The 15,410-nt window shown below is 65.6% G+C and carries 16 protein-coding genes; 7 read left to right on the top strand and 9 right to left on the bottom strand.

Going from position 1 to position 15,410, the window contains the following annotated elements:
* Positions 1 to 105 precede the first annotated feature (105 nt).
* The gene (locus AC0Z35_RS08650; protein ID WP_104143932.1) at positions 106 to 720 is read right to left on the bottom strand and encodes a glutathione S-transferase family protein; all 615 of its coding nucleotides are present in this window, start codon (positions 718 to 720) and stop codon (positions 106 to 108) included.
* A gap of 137 nt (positions 721 to 857) precedes the next feature.
* Between AC0Z35_RS08650 and AC0Z35_RS08645 the strand changes: the two genes are divergently transcribed.
* Positions 858 to 2,033 (top strand): PQQ-dependent sugar dehydrogenase, encoded by a 1,176-nt coding sequence (locus tag AC0Z35_RS08645; RefSeq protein ID WP_485131780.1) that lies wholly within the window; start codon positions 858 to 860, stop codon positions 2,031 to 2,033.
* Between the two features lie 3 nt (positions 2,034 to 2,036).
* Positions 2,037 to 2,675, top strand: a complete 639-nt coding sequence (locus AC0Z35_RS08640) for a glutathione S-transferase family protein (RefSeq protein WP_046806290.1) — start codon at positions 2,037 to 2,039, stop codon at positions 2,673 to 2,675.
* Between the two features lie 74 nt (positions 2,676 to 2,749).
* Here the strand turns inward: AC0Z35_RS08640 and AC0Z35_RS08635 are convergent, their stop codons facing one another.
* Complete coding sequence (locus AC0Z35_RS08635) at positions 2,750 to 3,658, bottom strand: DMT family transporter (protein WP_046806289.1); 909 nt, start codon at positions 3,656 to 3,658, stop codon at positions 2,750 to 2,752.
* Between the two features lie 125 nt (positions 3,659 to 3,783).
* Positions 3,784 to 4,161, bottom strand: coding sequence for a DUF423 domain-containing protein (locus AC0Z35_RS08630; RefSeq protein ID WP_104143935.1), 378 nt, complete (start codon positions 4,159 to 4,161; stop codon positions 3,784 to 3,786).
* Positions 4,162 to 4,356: 195 nt separating this feature from the next.
* On the opposite strand from AC0Z35_RS08630, the gene parS reads away from it, so the two are divergent.
* Both parS and AC0Z35_RS08620 read left to right on the top strand, forming a co-directional pair.
* Positions 4,357 to 4,842, top strand: coding sequence for a type II RES/Xre toxin-antitoxin system antitoxin (gene parS / locus AC0Z35_RS08625; protein ID WP_046806287.1), 486 nt, complete (start codon positions 4,357 to 4,359; stop codon positions 4,840 to 4,842).
* Entirely contained in the window at positions 4,839 to 5,351 is a 513-nt protein-coding gene (locus tag AC0Z35_RS08620; protein ID WP_120155471.1) for an RES family NAD+ phosphorylase, read from the top strand. Before parS ends, AC0Z35_RS08620 begins: the two co-directional genes overlap by 4 nt.
* A 64-nt stretch (positions 5,352 to 5,415) precedes the next feature.
* On the opposite strand, the gene AC0Z35_RS08615 is transcribed toward AC0Z35_RS08620, so the two are convergent.
* Positions 5,416 to 6,477, bottom strand: a complete 1,062-nt coding sequence (locus AC0Z35_RS08615; protein ID WP_485131779.1) for an alcohol dehydrogenase — start codon at positions 6,475 to 6,477, stop codon at positions 5,416 to 5,418.
* A gap of 64 nt (positions 6,478 to 6,541) precedes the next feature.
* A complete protein-coding gene (locus AC0Z35_RS08610; RefSeq protein ID WP_046806284.1) occupies positions 6,542 to 7,750 on the bottom strand; it encodes an ABC transporter substrate-binding protein in 1,209 nt (402 codons plus the stop codon).
* Positions 7,751 to 7,978: 228 nt separating this feature from the next.
* Here AC0Z35_RS08610 and AC0Z35_RS08605 point away from each other — a divergent pair, with 228 nt between their 5' ends.
* A complete protein-coding gene (locus AC0Z35_RS08605) occupies positions 7,979 to 8,719 on the top strand; it encodes an IclR family transcriptional regulator (protein ID WP_485131778.1) in 741 nt (246 codons plus the stop codon).
* Between the two features lie 120 nt (positions 8,720 to 8,839).
* On the opposite strand, the gene rocF is transcribed toward AC0Z35_RS08605, so the two are convergent.
* The gene (gene rocF, locus AC0Z35_RS08600; RefSeq protein WP_185975346.1) at positions 8,840 to 9,805 is read right to left on the bottom strand and encodes an arginase; all 966 of its coding nucleotides are present in this window, start codon (positions 9,803 to 9,805) and stop codon (positions 8,840 to 8,842) included.
* Between the two features lie 108 nt (positions 9,806 to 9,913).
* Here rocF and AC0Z35_RS08595 point away from each other — a divergent pair, with 108 nt between their 5' ends.
* Positions 9,914 to 10,735, top strand: a complete 822-nt coding sequence (locus AC0Z35_RS08595; RefSeq protein WP_485131777.1) for a MetQ/NlpA family ABC transporter substrate-binding protein — start codon at positions 9,914 to 9,916, stop codon at positions 10,733 to 10,735.
* Positions 10,736 to 10,856: 121 nt separating this feature from the next.
* Here the strand turns inward: AC0Z35_RS08595 and AC0Z35_RS08590 are convergent, their stop codons facing one another.
* On the bottom strand, positions 10,857 to 12,053 hold the full coding sequence (locus AC0Z35_RS08590; protein ID WP_120155479.1) for an MFS transporter: 1,197 nt from the start codon (positions 12,051 to 12,053) through the stop codon (positions 10,857 to 10,859).
* A gap of 92 nt (positions 12,054 to 12,145) precedes the next feature.
* Here AC0Z35_RS08590 and AC0Z35_RS08585 point away from each other — a divergent pair, with 92 nt between their 5' ends.
* Positions 12,146 to 12,616: an Lrp/AsnC family transcriptional regulator gene (locus tag AC0Z35_RS08585; protein WP_046806281.1), complete on the top strand. Its 471-nt coding sequence runs from the start codon at positions 12,146 to 12,148 to the stop codon at positions 12,614 to 12,616.
* A gap of 187 nt (positions 12,617 to 12,803) precedes the next feature.
* Here the strand turns inward: AC0Z35_RS08585 and AC0Z35_RS08580 are convergent, their stop codons facing one another.
* Positions 12,804 to 13,973 (bottom strand): metallophosphoesterase, encoded by a 1,170-nt coding sequence (locus tag AC0Z35_RS08580; protein ID WP_485131776.1) that lies wholly within the window; start codon positions 13,971 to 13,973, stop codon positions 12,804 to 12,806.
* A 51-nt stretch (positions 13,974 to 14,024) separates the two neighbouring features.
* Positions 14,025 to 15,251, bottom strand: a complete 1,227-nt coding sequence (locus tag AC0Z35_RS08575; RefSeq protein WP_104143943.1) for an alpha-hydroxy acid oxidase — start codon at positions 15,249 to 15,251, stop codon at positions 14,025 to 14,027.
* Positions 15,252 to 15,410: the final 159 nt, after the last annotated feature.

The raw sequence follows: 15,410 nt of genomic DNA, 5'->3' as shown, positions 1-15,410 counted from the left end.
GTTCAGAGCAAGCGCGGAGTGTTTCCGGCGCGGTGCGGGGCTCGCAGGGCGCGGTACGCAGGACGCCGGACGCAGGACGCAGGACGCAGGACCGCGGACTTGGGATTACGCCAGCCCTTCGGCCTTCAATGCGGCCTGGACGCCCTTGTCGGCTTCCATGCGCTTTTCGAACGCCGCCAGATTGTCCTGGCCGGCCAGGTCGATTTCCTTGGCGCGCGCCCAGCGCAGCACCACGTACAGATAGGCATCGGCGATGGAAGGCGCGTCGCCCGCCAGATACGGCTTGCCGGCCAATTGTGCATCCAGCTGCGCGAACAGCTTGGTCAGCAGCTTGGACGCCGAACCCGCCAGCTCTTTCTGCGCGGCTTCATCGCCCAGGAACCGAGACGCGCCAAAGATCATCGAGAAGGTCTTGTGGATGTCGGAATTGATGAAGCCCAGCCAACGGCGGACATCGGCGCGCGAGCGCGCGCTGCCGTCGCCCAGCAACTTGGCCTGCGGGGCCTGCTCGGCGATGTATTCCAGGATGGCTACGTTCTGCGTAAGGGTCCAGTCACCGTCGCTCAATGCGGGCACGGCGCCCAGCGGATTCACCTTCAGAAAGTCGGGCCCCTTGAGCGCTTCGCGGCTCAATTGATGCGTTTCATAGGGCTTGCCCACCCACTCCAGAACAATATGGGAAGCGAGCGAACACGCGCCGGGCATGTAGTAAAGTTTCATGTGATCGGGTCTCCTGAACGAAAGAACGGGCGGGCCCCCGTCCTTGGGCGCTATGGTACGCCACCCCCGGCGCGCTTGGCGCCAACTTGTCATGCCACCCGCGCCCGCATTCCCACTCGTTGCCGCCGGAGATGTCCATGCAGTCACGCACCGCCGCAAGCTCGCGCGCGATTCCCTATTTTGCTTTCTCCACGTTGATACTGGCCGGCGCCATCTGGGCCGCAACGCCCGCTCGCGCCGCGCAGGAGCCCGCGTCGGTGCCGGCGAACGTGACGGCGGTTGTCGGGGGGCTGGATCATCCTTGGGCATTGGCTTTCCTGCCCGATGGCGGCGGTGTGCTGATCACCGAACGACCCGGCAATCTGCGTCTGTTGCGCACGTCGGGCGGGTTGTCCAAGCCGCTGGCGGGCGTGCCCAACGTGGCGGCGCGCGGGCAGGGTGGTTTGCTGGACGTGGCGCTGTCGCCCGACTTCGCTAAGGATCGCTACGTGTACTTGTCGTATGCCGAGTCCGACGGTGATAAAAGCGGCACCGCCGTCGGCCGTGGCCGGCTATCCGACGATGCGACCGCGCTGGAAGACTTCAAAGTGCTGTTCCGGCAGGCGCCCAAGCTATCCTCGGGTCTGCATTTTGGGTCGCGCCTGGTGTTTGACGGCAAAGGCCACCTGTTCATCTCGCTGGGCGAGAACAACCAGCGCCCCACGGCGCAGGACCTGGACAAGCTGCAAGGCAAGATCGTGCGCCTGAAGCTGGATGGTTCGGTGCCCGACGACAACCCCTTCGTGGGCAAGACCGGTGCGCGGCCGGAAATCTGGTCGTATGGGCATCGCAACCCGCAGGGCATGGCGATAAACCCCTGGACCGGCGAGCTTTGGGAAAACGAACACGGCCCGCGCGGCGGCGATGAAATCAATGTGGTGCAGCCGGGCAAGAACTATGGCTGGCCGCTGGCGACTTACGGCATCAACTATTCGGGCCAGCCCATCCCCGAGGCCAAGGGCGAGACCGCGCCGGGCACCGAGCCGCCGCTGTTCTGGTGGGCCAAGTCACCCGCTATCAGCGGCATGGCGTTCTACAACGCCGACCGCTTTCCGGCCTGGAAGCATTCCGTCTTTATCGGCGCGCTGGGCAATCAGAATTTGATCCGCCTGACGCTGGACGGCAAGCGCGTCGTGGGCCAGGAATGGCTGCTGGTGGATCGCAAGAGCCGCATACGTGACGTGCGGCAAGGGCCGGACGGTTATGTGTATGTGTTGACGGACGCATCGCCGGGGCAACTGCTGCGGGTAGCGCCAGCGCAATCAGGAGGGTAAGCGATGAAGACGTACGAATTGATCGGGTCAGCCGGCTGCGGGTCGGCCATTGTGGAAATGGCGCTGGTGCTGGCCAATGTGCCGCACAGGCTGACGGACGTGCCGTACCTGAAGCCCGGCCCCGAGCGCGACCGCTTGCTTGCCCTGAACCCGCTGGGACAGGTGCCTACGCTGATCACGCCCGAAGGCGAGGTCATGACGGAAAGCGCCGCGATGATCCTGCATCTGCACGATGTGGCGCCGCAAGCGGGCCTGGTGCCGGCCGCCGACAAGCCCGAGCGAGCGCATTTCCTGAATTTGCTGTTGCGGCTGGTCGCGGCGGTATACCCGACGTTCACCTATGGCGACATTCCCGCGCAATGGGCGGGCGAAGGCGCCGGGGCGGATCTGCTGCGGGAACGCATCCATACGCGGCGCGCCGAGTTGTGGAAAGAGCTGGAGCAGCAGGCCGGTGCGCCGCATATGCTGGGGCGGCGCTTCTCGGCGCTGGACCTGTATGTGACGGTCATGACGCACTGGCGGCCGGGGCAGGCATGGTTCCAGGCCGAATGCCCGGCGTTGACGTCCGTGGCGCGACAGGCCGCGCAGGAACCCAATGTGGCGCGGGTGCTGCGGCGGCATTTCCCGGCGCCGACCGAATAGCGCGTCGCACCGCTGGGTTGATGGCCGGGTGGCGGGGCCGCCGAATCTTGAAGAAACGCGCGGCGCCGGGCCTATCAGGCCTTGCCGCGCCGCCGGCCCTTGGCGCGGGCTTCGCGCACGGCGATGTACACGCCGCTGCCGGCGATGATCAGCGCGCCCAGATAAGCGTAGGCGTCGGGGGCTTCGCGCCAGAAGATCCACCCCAGGATCGTGGCCCAGATCAGACCGGTGTAGTCGAACGGCGCAACGACCGATGCCGGCCCGATCCGGAAACCCTGCGTGATCAATGCCAGCCCCAATGTGCTGAAAAGCGCGATGCCGCCGAAGTAGGGCAGGTGTTCGGCGGCCGGCGTCTGCCACACCCACGGCAAGCCCACCGCGCTACAGATCAATTGCCCAAGCACGATATAGAACGTGGTTGTCAACATGCCTTCGGCGCGGCTGATGCCGCGCGCGGTAATCATCATGACGGCGTATAGCAAGGCCGTGGTCAGCGGATAAAGCGTGGCCGCCTGAAAGGCATCCGAGCCCGGGCGAACCACGATCAGCACGCCCACGAAGCCGGCCAGCACCGCCAGCCAGCGCTTGCCGTCGACGCGCTCTTTCAGGATCAGCACGGACAGCGCCGTCACGAACAAGGGTGCGGCAAATGCGATGGCGGTGGCTTCGGCCAGGGGCAGTGCGCGCAAGCCCAGATAGAAGCAACAGGCCGACACGACGTTGATTGCGCCGCGCAGCAGATGCAAGCCGGGATGCGCGGTGCGCATGACGCGGCGCCCACCCAGCCACAAAGCCAGCGCGGTGACGAAGGGCAGCGCGATCAGGGCGCGCAGGAACAGGATCTGAAGCGGGTTGTAGTGGGCGCCCAGCCATTTGGCGTTGGCGTCGCTGAGGGTAAGAAAGAAGATGCCGCCCACCACGCAGGCGATGCCTGCAAAGGCGGAGTGTTCCCGGGCGGCGGGCAATACAGTCGAGGAAGACATCGGAAACCTGCAAAGGCGGCGCTTCCTGCCGCCGTTAGAGAAAAACGGGTAAAAACCGGGGGTAGAAAACCGCGCCGCTTAAAAACGCGATAAACCCGGGCGCGCAGCGAAATGGCTTGGCGTGTTCAGCCCTGGGCGCGATAGGCGGCCAGGGCCACCATGGCCCATGCGGCCAGGAACGCGGTGCCGCCCAGCGGCGTGACGGCCCCCAGCCAATGGATGCCCGTCAGCGACAGCGTGTAGAGGCTGCCCGAAAACAGCACGATGCCCACGAACATCACCAGCCCCGCAGCGGACAGCAGCGGCGACCCAAAGCGTGCGCCCAGCAGCGCGATAACGAACAAGCCCAGCGCATGCACCAGGTGATACAGCACACCGGTCTGCCAGACGGACAGCAGCTCGGGCGTCAGCATCCGCTTCAGACCATGCGCGCCAAACGCGCCCGCGCCCACCGCCACCATGAGATTAAGCGCCGCAAGTATCGTCAGCTGCCGGTCCGTCATTGCCAATCCTTATCGTTGTTCGTGTGTAACGCCGCCTATGATATGCCCAAATACGGTGCATGCCCGGCAGAACAGCGGCGCATTTGGCCCTTGCGACACGAATTCCAAATGAGATATTATAAATTCTGTTTGGAACATCTTTGTTTGAGTTTGAGCGGCGCCCGCTGTCCGCCCAGCCGCCAACCGGAGCGCAATATGACCCTGTCCATTACCGGAAAATCCGCCGAAAAGCGTGACGCCTCGTCGGCCCGGCCGCCGCGCCGCGCCGTGCCGCGCGCCAAGCAGTTGTTCCAGGAATTGGTGGATAGCCCGCTAAGCGATATGGCGCGCGATGTGCGGCGCGGCCTGCCTGCGCAGATGGTGGACGACGCGGCCGATTTCCTTCAGGTGCCCAAGTCCGAAATCATGGCCATTACCGAAGTCAAAGCGGCCTCGCTGTCGCGTTGGACCCGCGAAGGGCAGATGCTGCCGTTGGGGGAATCCGACCGCCTGGCGCGCGTGGCCCGGGTGGCGCGTGTGGCGCGCCAGGTGCTGGGCAGCGATGAAGAAGCGGTGCAATGGCTGAACACGCCGGTGCCCGCGCTGGGCAACGTCAAGCCCTTGTCGCTGCTGACGTCCGACGCCAGCAGCCGGATCGTGGAGGACACCCTGGCCCGGGCAGCGGCGGGCGTGTACGCATGAGCGACTTCATTTCGCTGTGGCGCATTGGCACCACGGCGGGAAAATACCGCGCTGACGACCTGAGCGGCGCGGGGGCGGCAGCGGTGGGCGGGCGCTACAACAGCCCCGGCACGGCGGTGGTGTACACGTCGGCCAGCGTGGCGCTGGCGGTGCTGGAAACCGTGGTGCATTTTGCCGCGCGCGCATCCGAGCAGGCCAATCGTTACCTGATTGAAGTGGCGGTGCCACGCGCCGTGCATGATGCGCGCCAGGTGCTCACGGTGGACCAGTTGCAGCGCAACTATCCGTTCTGGGAAGCGGTGCCGTTTGCCGAGGCCTCGCAGACGGTGGGCGACAACTGGGTCGCGTCCGGCGTGTCCGCAGTGCTGGAGCTGCCCAGCGCGATCGTGCCGTATCGCGGGGTGCCCGACTGCAATCTGCTGATCAACCCGGCGCACCCGGACGCCGAGAACATCGTAGTGGTGCGTCGCGAACGTTTCGTTTATGACCCGCGCTTGAAAGCGGCGTGAACGGTGCCTAGCCGCAAAAAAATGGGAGCCCCGGGGCTCCCTTTTTCATGGCGCGGCCAGCCCGTCAATCGTTGGTCAACACCGCGCGGCCGACCACCTTGCCGGCCCGCAGCGCGGCCAGCACGCTGTCGGCCTCGGCCAAGGCGTGGCGGTGCACCGGCATCGGCGGCACCTTGCCCGCGCGCACCAGTTCCATCAGCTCTTGCAATTCGGCCAGGTTGCCGACGTAGCTGCCGATGATGGACATCGCCTTCATCGGGATCAGCGCGATGGGCCACGACGATGCGCCGCCGAACAGGCCCACGATGATCAGCTTGCCGCCCTTGGTCAGGAAGTCGAACGCCAGCGACGTCGTGGCGGGCGCGCCAACCAAATCGATAGCGGCCTGCACCGGCTTGCCCCCGGCGGCCTTGATGATTTGCAGCGCGGCGTCGGGCGCGGCGCCATCAATGGCGGCCAGCGCGCCGGCGTCCAGGGCTGCCTGGCGCTTGGCCGGGTCGATATCGACCACGATGGCGCCGGCGCCGCCCAGGGCCTTGATCAGTGTCAGGCTCATCAAGCCCAGGCCGCCCGCGCCGAAGATCACCACGGGATGCTCGCGGTATACGTCCGCGCCGATCTTCTTCAGCGCGGAATAAGTGGTCAGGCCCGAGCAGGCATAGGGGGCGATCTGTGCCGGTTCCAGGTCGCCGATGTCGATCAGGTATTTAGGGTGCGGCACCAGGATGTGGTCGGCGTAGCCGCCGGCGCGATGCACGCCCAGGCAGGCCGGCGCGCTGCAATGGTTTTCCATGCCCGCCTGGCACGGTGCGCATTTTCCGCAGCCGATCCACGGGTACACCAGGTAATTCTTGTCGCTGGACAGGCCCTGCGCGTCGGGTCCGGCGGCCGCCACGCTACCCACGGTTTCATGGCCCATGGTCAGCGGCAGCGACACGCCGCGATCTTTCAGCGCCAGGGTGCGCCCCTGGCCCAGGTCGTAGCCGCCTTCCCACAAGTGGATATCGCTGTGGCACACCCCCGCGGCGCGAACCTTCAACAGCACCTGCGTGCCTTGCGGGGTCGGCGTGGGTGCGTCCATTTCCTGCAAGGGTTGGCGAAAGTTCACAACGCAATAGCACTTCATGGAAAGGTCTCCTTCGTGGTTTTTTATAGCCAGCAGACTACACCCGGGCGCGGGGGAACGATATTCACTTTTTTACCAGGGGGCATTCGCTGTCGGCCAGGGATACGAATACCTTGTCGCCCGGCACGGTGGACAGGATGCGGTAGAAGTCGCCGGGGTACTTGGATTCGGCGGGCTTTTTCACTTCGACCAGATACAGGTCCATGATGACGCGCCCGTCTTCGGGGCGGATGCGGGCGTTCTTGATGAGCTTGGTGGTGATGGGCAATTCGCGCATCTTCTTGTTGACCGCGGCGCCTTCAAAGGTGCCCGCCGCCTGGGCGGCCTGCAAATAGTGGGTGGTGGCCACGTAGCTCAGCGCCTGCACGATGGAAGGCGGGCGCGTCACGCCCATCTTTTTCTGCCAGCGCTGCGTCCAGGCGCGGGTGTCGTCGTCGGCGTCCCAATAAAAGCCGGTGGGAAAGGTCAGCCCTTGCGCTACCGGCAAGCCCATGGCTTGCACGTCGTTGATGAAGGTCAGGAACGTCAGCAGGCGCTGCTTGCCGCCTGTGAGCCCAAATTCCTGCGCCTGCTTGATCAGGTTGACCAGGTCGCCGCCCGCGCTGGCCAGCCCCACGACGTCCGCCTTTGATGCCTGCGCCTGCACCAGGAACGATGCAAAATCCATGGCGCCCAGCGGGTGGCGCGTACTGCCGATCACCTTGCCGCCCGCGTCCTGCACGAAGCGGCTGGCGTTGCTTTCCAGGGACTTGCCGAATACGTAGTCAGTGGTGATGAAGTACCAGGACTTGCCTCCGCCCTCGACTACGCTTTTGACCACGGCGTTGGCAAGCGCGTAGGTGTCCGGCGCCCACTGCGTGCTGAGGTTGCTGCATTGCTTGCCGCTGAAGTCTCCGGCAAACCCGCCGCTGATCAACGCCGTGCCGCCTTTTTCGCGAGCCACGCCCTGGGCCGCCAAGCCGGCCGAGCTGGCGCCGCCGTCCACCACGGCAACCAGGCCCTGCGTGTCAAACCATCGCCGCACCAGTGCCGAGGCCACATCGGCCTTGTTCTGATTGTCCGCACCCACGACTTCGACGGTCTTGCCGGCGACCTTGCCGTTGAAATCCTCGACCGCCATTCGCACGGCCATTTCGGAACCCAGCCCGCCCAGGTCCGAGTAAATGCCCGAACGGTCATTGGACACGCCAAGGCGCACGACATCCGACTGGGCGTGGGCCGCGCACGCGGCCATCGTGGCGGCCAGGGCCGCCAACAGGGGTTTGATACGCATCTGTCTGTCTCCCCGACCCTTTGCCGGGCCGTATGGTTTGAATTTTTGGCGTTGACGCGGTACCGCTGACGGGCAGCCGGACCTCTGGCCTGCTGAAAAGGAATTCCTATTGGTGAAAGATAATTCCTGTGCAAGAATTTAGGTTCGCCCATATGAAAAGTCAACATAGTGGAATACCTAGCAGATTTGCACTTTTTGCGACGGTAAATCCGCACAGGGGTTGCCACCATGGAAGTGAAACTTGTAGCCCGCACGCTGGACTTGATCGAGCTTTTTGCGCAGGCGCGCCGGCCCATGCCGCTAACCGAATTGGCACAAGGGCTGGGCGCGCCCATGTCCAGTTGCCTGGCGCTTGTGCGCACGTTGGCGGCGCGCGGCTATCTGTACGAAGTGCGGCGGCGCGGCGGCTATTACCCCACGGCGCGGCTGCAAGCGATGAGCGCGCTGATACAGGTGGGTGACCCCTGGCTGGAACAGGTCCGGCCGCATCTGCTGGCATTGCGCGACGCGGCCAATGAGACGGTCATGCTGGGCAAGATCCAGGATGGCGCCGTGGTGTTCCTGGACGTGGTGGAATCCACGCAACCGGTGCATTACGCCGCGCGCCCCGGCGAGCGCCGGCCGCTGCACACCAGCGCGGTGGCCAAGGCGGTGCTGGCGCGCCTGCCGCCCGCCGAGCGCGACAGCGTCTTGGCCAGCGTCAGCTACGCCACCCACACGGAACGCACCTTGACCACGCGCGACGCCTTGCTGGCAGACATTCTGCAAGTGCAGACGCGCGGTTGGGCGGCCAACGTGGGTGAAAGCGTGGCTGACCTGACGGGCCTTGCCGTGGCGCTGGATCTGGGCGGGGAATGGTACGCGCTGTGCATGGCCGGCCCGACCCCGCGCGTGTGGGAACGGCGGGATCAGAACCTGGCCTATCTGACGGACGCGGCCGACGCCATCAGGCGGGCGCGCGCGGGGTAGGGGGTGTTAGCAGCGGGGGGTGTACATCCGCGCTGTCGGCAGCGGGCGCACCAGCATCGGCGCAGCAGCATCGGGGCAGCAGCAGCGGCGCACCAACAGGGATGCGCCAGGCGGCGGGCCTCAGCTGCCCCGGCGCATCAACGTCGATTTGCCGAACAGGCTTTCGATCAAGTCCACCGCGACTTCGGCCGTCTTGTTGCGCACGTCCAGCGCGGGGTTCAGCTCCACCACGTCCAGCGAGCGCATCAGGCCGGTGTCGGCAATCATTTCCATGCACAGCTGCGCTTCGCGGTAGGTGGGGCCGCCGGGCACCGTTGTGCCCACGCCGGGCGCGATGTCGGGGTCAAGAAAATCGACGTCAAAGCTCACGTGCAGATGGGTGTCGGCATCCAGCCCGGCCAGCGCGGTTTCCATGGTGGCGCGCATGCCCATTTCGTCCAGATAGCGCATGTCGAACACTTCCAGGCCGGCTTCGTGCACCAGGCGCTTCTCGCCCTGGTCTACGCTGCGTATGCCGATCTGGCGGACCCAGCCGGCTTCGATATCAGGGGTCTGACCGGACATGCCCGTGATCTGCGCCGGTCCGTACCCACACAGGCAGGCCACCGGCATGCCGTGGATATTGCCTGTGGGCGTGAGCGCATGTGTGTTGAAATCCGCGTGCGCATCCAGCCATAAAACGCGCAGCTTTTTGCCGGACTCGCGGCAATGGCGCGCCACGGCGCTGATGGACCCGATGCCTAAGCAGTGATCGCCGCCCAGCAGAATCGGCAGGCGGTTCAGCGTCAGTTCGGCATAGACGGCATCGTGTACCACCTGGTTCCAGGCCGCCACTTCCTCCAGATGCCGATAGCCGTTTTCCGGAGGCAGCCACGGGTTGGCCGGGCCGTAAAGGTTGCCGCGATCGATCACTTCAAAACCCTGTGCCTCGATCACGGGGCCCAGGTTGGCAACCCGCAGGGCCTCGGGGCCCATCGACGCGCCGCGTGCGCCCGCGCCGATGTCGGTAGGCGCGCCGATCAGGGTGATTTGGGTGGGCAAGCTGGCGGGGGTGTGCAAGTGGTGGACTCCGGTGGGGTTCATCATGGGCGGATAGTAACGCGCGCCTTGGCCGGCTGCTGCACAATAGCGCCTGCGCCGTCACGTCGATACCGATCACGCCGGCCGATTCTTCATGACTTCTGGATGGCTCTCATGCTTTTGCATTCCTTGCTTTCAACGTTGACGCGCGGCGCTACCGTGGCGGCTTTGTCCGTGGTGCTGTGCGCCACCGCCGCCGCCCAGGAAAAGCCCTTGCGCATTGGCGTCATTCCCAGCGTGGCCAATGAAGCCACCGAAATTGCCATCGCCCAGGCCAAGAAAGAAGGCCTGGATGTGAAGCTGGTGGAATTCAACGACTGGGTGTTGCCCAACATTGCCGTGGCCGACGGCTCGGTGGATGCAAACTTCTTTCAGCACGAGCCATTCCTGCAACTGTTCAACCAGCGCCGGGGCGCCAACCTGACGCCGATTGCCTATGGCTATTCGACCACCATCGGCCTGTTCTCGAAGAAGCTGAAAAAGGGCGACACGGTGCCCGACGGCGCCACCATTGCCGTGCCCAACGACCCCGTCAATACCGGCCGCGCCTTATTGCTGCTGGAGTCGATCGGGCTGATCCAGCTGACCCCGGGCGTGGCGCACCTGGCCACGTTGCAAGACGTGGTGGCCAACCCCAAGCGCTTGAAGTTCGTGCAGATTGAAGGCTCGCAGTCGGCCCGCACCTTTGACGACGTGACGGCCTCGGTGACGTACACCACGTTTGCCAAGCAGGCCGGGCTGAACGAAAAGGACGGGCTGGCGTTCGACAATACGGACCCGGCCAGCATCCGCCGCTACGCGATCCGCTGGGTGACCACGCCCGACAAGGCGCAGGACCCGCGCCTGTTGAAATTCATTTCGATCTACCAGAACTCGCCCGAGGTCAAAACGACCCTGAAGCGTCTTTACGGCGACCTGATCAGCTTCCCCTGGTAGGTGGGCCTGCGCGGCTGCCCGGGGGCCGCTTGTGTGGCTTGTGTGGCTTGTGTGGCTGGTGTGGCTCGTGTGGCTCGTGTGGCCCCTTGGGTCGCAGACCGCGTGGCAGCCCGTATGCCGCCTACGCCGCAGCCTCGCGCCGACCTGCGCGCCGCCCGTTCAGGCGCCAGTGCAAACCGAGCGCTGCCACGCCCACGGCGGCCGCTGCGCACAGGCCCAGTGCTTCAAAGCCCATATGCGTGTACAGCGTGCCGGCCACCGCCGTCCCCACGCTGGCGCCCAGGTAGGTGGTGCAGGTGTTCAAGCCCAGCACGGCGCCGCGCTCGTCCGGCCGGGCGCGAGACAGCAGCAACACCAGCAGGTTCAGGCTGATCTGCGACGCCGCGCCCCACAGCACGGCAAGCGCCAACACCGCCGCCAACGCGTGCGCGGCGGGCAGCAACACCAGATACACCAAGGCAATCGTGGCCAGCGCCAGCGGCAATGCGCGGCGCGGTCCCAACCTTTCGATCAGCGGCGCGCCGGCAAAACCCGCCAGCATGAAGCCCGCGCCATAGGCGAAGGCAATGAAGCCGACCTGACCGGCCGACAGCGCCAGCAAGGCCCGGACGTGGTCGGCCAGAAACGCGTACACGCCATAGAACGCGGACGAGAACGCCAGGCAGGCCAACAACAGCACCGGCACATCGCGATAGGACAGCGGCGCCAGCAGCCGCGACAAGCGTAGCGGCGCGGCGTTCTGCACGCGACGCTCGGGCAGCTTGCGCAGGCCAAGCAGCGCAATCGTGGCGCACAGCGCCAACGTGCCATAGGTGGCACGCCAGCCGACGGCATCCGAGATCAGCGCGGACAAGGGCACGCCCGCCACCAGCGACACCGACCACCCCGCGATCACGCGGCCCAAGGTGCGCGCCTCTTGGCCCGCAGGCGCCACCAGCGACGCCGACCCGTAGGCGGCGGGCAGAATCACCCCGGCGGCGGCGCCGGCCAAGGCTTGCGCGGCGGTCAGCACCAGCCAGTGCGGCGCCGTGGCGGAAAGCAGCAGGGCGGCAATCAGCACCAGCATTGCGCCCAGCAGCGAACGGCGGATGCCGATGCGGTCGATGCGACCCGCCAGGAAGAAGGCGCTGGCGGCGGTGGCTGCGCCGTAGGCCGAAATGGCGGTGCTGATGGTTAACGCCGAAGTCGAAAAGGACTGCGCCACATCGGTCAGTATCGGACTGAGCGCCAGGCCGTTAGACCCGACCACGCTGACGGCGAACATCAGTGCGGGTACGGGCGACGCCTGCTTCGAAGTTTGATTGCCAGGATTTTGCATGCGCCGAATTTTATTGGAATAAAATAAGGGTTTACGCCGATAACTCCTTATTCCATAAAAGTTCGAATGCCGTAAGGCAGAACTTGATTCCGATGCCAGACCTAGACGATCGCGACAGAAAACTATTAACGCTGCTGGCTGGCGACGCTACCCCCAGTTACGCCGAACTGGGCAAGTTATTGAACCTTTCCGCCCCGGCCGTGCATGAACGCGTCAAGCGCTTGAAGCGCGACGGGTTGATCAAAGGCATTGCGGCCCGCCTGGACGGCGCGCGTATTGGCCGACCATTGCTGGCTTTCGTGCATGTGGACACCGCCAACTGGAGCATTACGCAGCAGGTGCTGGGCCTGGCCGAACTGACCGAAGTGGAAGAGATCCACACCATCACCGGCAAGAGCGCCATGCTGTTGAAAGTGCGGGTGCGCGACACGCAGGCGCTGGAATTACTGCTGGCGCGCATCCATCAGATAGACGGCATCACCAACACCACCAGCGATATCGCGCTGACCAGCTATCTGGAACGCGGGCCGCTGCCCGACAACGCGGCGGAAGTGGCGGACTAGGAAGCACCGGGAGAGGGCGGCGTGCAGGGGGGGAGCGCGCGCGCTGGCAGAACGTGAAGGCGGGACGGGACGGCAGAACGGGACGGCGGAACGGGACGGCGGAACGTGACGGCGGAACGGAGCGGCCAAACGTGACGGGCAAACGTGACGGTCAAACGTGACTGCCGAAGCTGACGGCCGAGGCTCACTACGCCGGCCGCGCCACCCGCAGCCGTAGCCGCGTGATTTCGGACGGCGCGCCCAGCCGCTTGGGCGGGCCCCAGTATCCCGTGCCCCGGCTGGTGTACACCCACATCTTGCCCAGGCGATGCAGGCCCGCCGTGTAGGGCTGCTGAAAGCGCACGAAGAAACCCCACGGAAAGAACTGGCCGCCATGAGTGTGCCCCGACAACTGCAAGTGATAGCCCAGCGGTTGCGCGGCGGCGGCGCTGCGCGGTTGATGCGCCAACAGGATGCGGGCGCAGGCATCGGGCGGCGCGCCTGCCAGCGCGGCTTTGGGGTTGCTGCGCTGCTGCGGATCGAACGCACCGGCGCTGTAGTCCGTCACGCCCGCCACCACCACGGGCAGGCCCGAGGGGTGAATAACAGCATGCTCGTTCAACAACACCCGCAGTCCCATGCGCCGGAATTCGGCAATCCAGGCCGTGGCGCCTGAATAGTATTCATGGTTTCCGGTCACCAGGTATACGCCGTAGGGGGCGCGCAAGGTTCCAAGCGGGCTGGCCTGATCGGACAGATGCTCGACGCTGCCGTCCACCACATCGCCGGTGATGGCGACCATGTCCGGCAGCAATTCGTTGACGCCGTCCACGATGGCTTGCACATAGCGTTTCTTGATGGTGGGCCCGACGTGGACATCGCTGATCTGCACGATGGTGAACCCGTCCAGGTCTTGCGGCAGGCCGTCGATGGGGACGTCAACATCAACCACCCGCGCCCGGCTGCGCGCGTTGTAGAAGCCGACGAGCGTGCCCGCCAATGCCAGCCCGGCCACCGCCCACGCACTGTAGCGCCGCACGTCGGCCCAGGGCAGGTCGGTATTAGCCAGCCACGCCACACCCCAGGTCACCAGCAATGCCGCGTCGCGAATGACGGTCAGCACGAACAGGGACGAAAACAGCCCCATCGCCAAGAGGCCGACCCATGCAATGCGGTCGCCCCAGGGCGGGTTGATGCAAGAGCGGGCCAGCATGCCCAACGGAATCAGGATGCACGACAGCAGCAAGCCGATGATGGCGGCGGCGGCGCCGGCGGCGGACAGTTGCGCGTCGGGAATCAGGCGCGCGCCCACATAGACATGGGCCAGGGCGCCCAGGGTCAAAAAGCGCAGGAAGAACGAGGATTGGCGTAGGGACACGGCGGGCGCGGGGCGGGCAAGGGAAACGCCATTCTATGCCGGGCCGTGGGCTTAAGACGCGCCGGCAGCCGTTGCGTCGCGCCACAGCAAGCCCGCGTTCATCTCGTGCACGCTATTGATGCCCAGCATTGCCATGTTGCGGTCCACTTCGGCGCGCAAAAGATTGATGGCGTGGGCGACACCGGCCTGGCCACCCACCGCCGCCGCGTAGTTGAACGGCCTGCCCACGAACACGAACCGCGCGCCCAGCGCCAGGGCCTTGAGCACATCGCCGCCGCGCCGTACGCCGCTGTCCATCATCACGGTCATGTCACCCGCCGCGTCCACCACGCCGGGCAGCGCGCGCAGCGGCGAGATCGCGCCATCCAGTTGGCGTCCGCCATGGTTGGACACGATCACGCCGTCCACGCCATGCTGCCGGGCCAGCGCCGCATCTTGCGGATGCAGGATGCCCTTGATGATCAAGGTGCCCGGCCATTGCCGCCGGATGCGCGCCACGTGCTGCCAGCTGAGGTGATCGCGCGCGGTGAAGTCGCGCAACACCGACGCGGATACGATGGGCGCGCCGCGCGTGGCGAACGAGTTTTCAAAGTGCGGCATGCCGTGCGCCATCAGCGTGCGCAGGAACGTGCCCGCCAGCCAGCGCGGCCGGGTCAGGCCGTCCCACGCCAATCGCAAGCTGGGCTTGAGCGGCGTAGAGAAACCGGTGCGGACATTGTTTTCTCGGTTCGCGGACACCGGAATATCCACAGTCAGCACCAAGGTCTCGTAGCCGGCGCGCCGGGCGCGTTCGACCAGCGCGTCGATCTTGGCCGGATCGCCCGGCAGATAGGCCTGGAACCAGGTGCCCGGCGCTTGCTGGATGACTGCTTCCAAGGGGATCAGCGAGGTGCCGCTGAGAATGGCCGGAATGCCGGCGTCGCGCGCGGCGCGGGCCAGCACCACGTCGCCGCGATAGGCCGACAGCGCGCTGATGCCCATCGGCGCAATGCCGAAAGGCGAGTCGTAGCTGCGTCCGAACAACTCGGTGCGCTGCGTGCGCTTCGACACGTCGACCAACACACGCGGCGCAAAACCGTATTGCGCGAACGCGCGTCGGTTGTCTTGCAGGGATTGATTGTCTTCCGCCGCGCCCGCCACGTAGCCGAAGATGGGGCGGGGCAGGCGTCGGCGCGCAGCGGCTTCAAAATCGTCCAACGACAGCATTCGGGCCAGCGCGCGCGGCAGCGGCTGTGCGGCAGTCGCCGCCGATGGGGCGGGCGGAGCGGCCGAGGTCATGGCTGCGTTGCCCGCCGAGGTGTCGGCAGGAGTCGTAGTCAGCGTGGATGTCGTCATGGCAGTATGGCGTCGGAAGAAAGACTGGACCTGGGAAAGTCCGTAATCTACCGACGCAGCATGACTGCGAAAAGCGAATAAAAGGCGACGAACTTATTCGCT

It is taken from the genome of Achromobacter sp. 1L-A-4-B-C2, from assembly GCF_057291955.1.
Note: the sequence above shows the minus strand (reverse complement) of the source record. Positions and strands in the feature narration are given on the sequence as shown.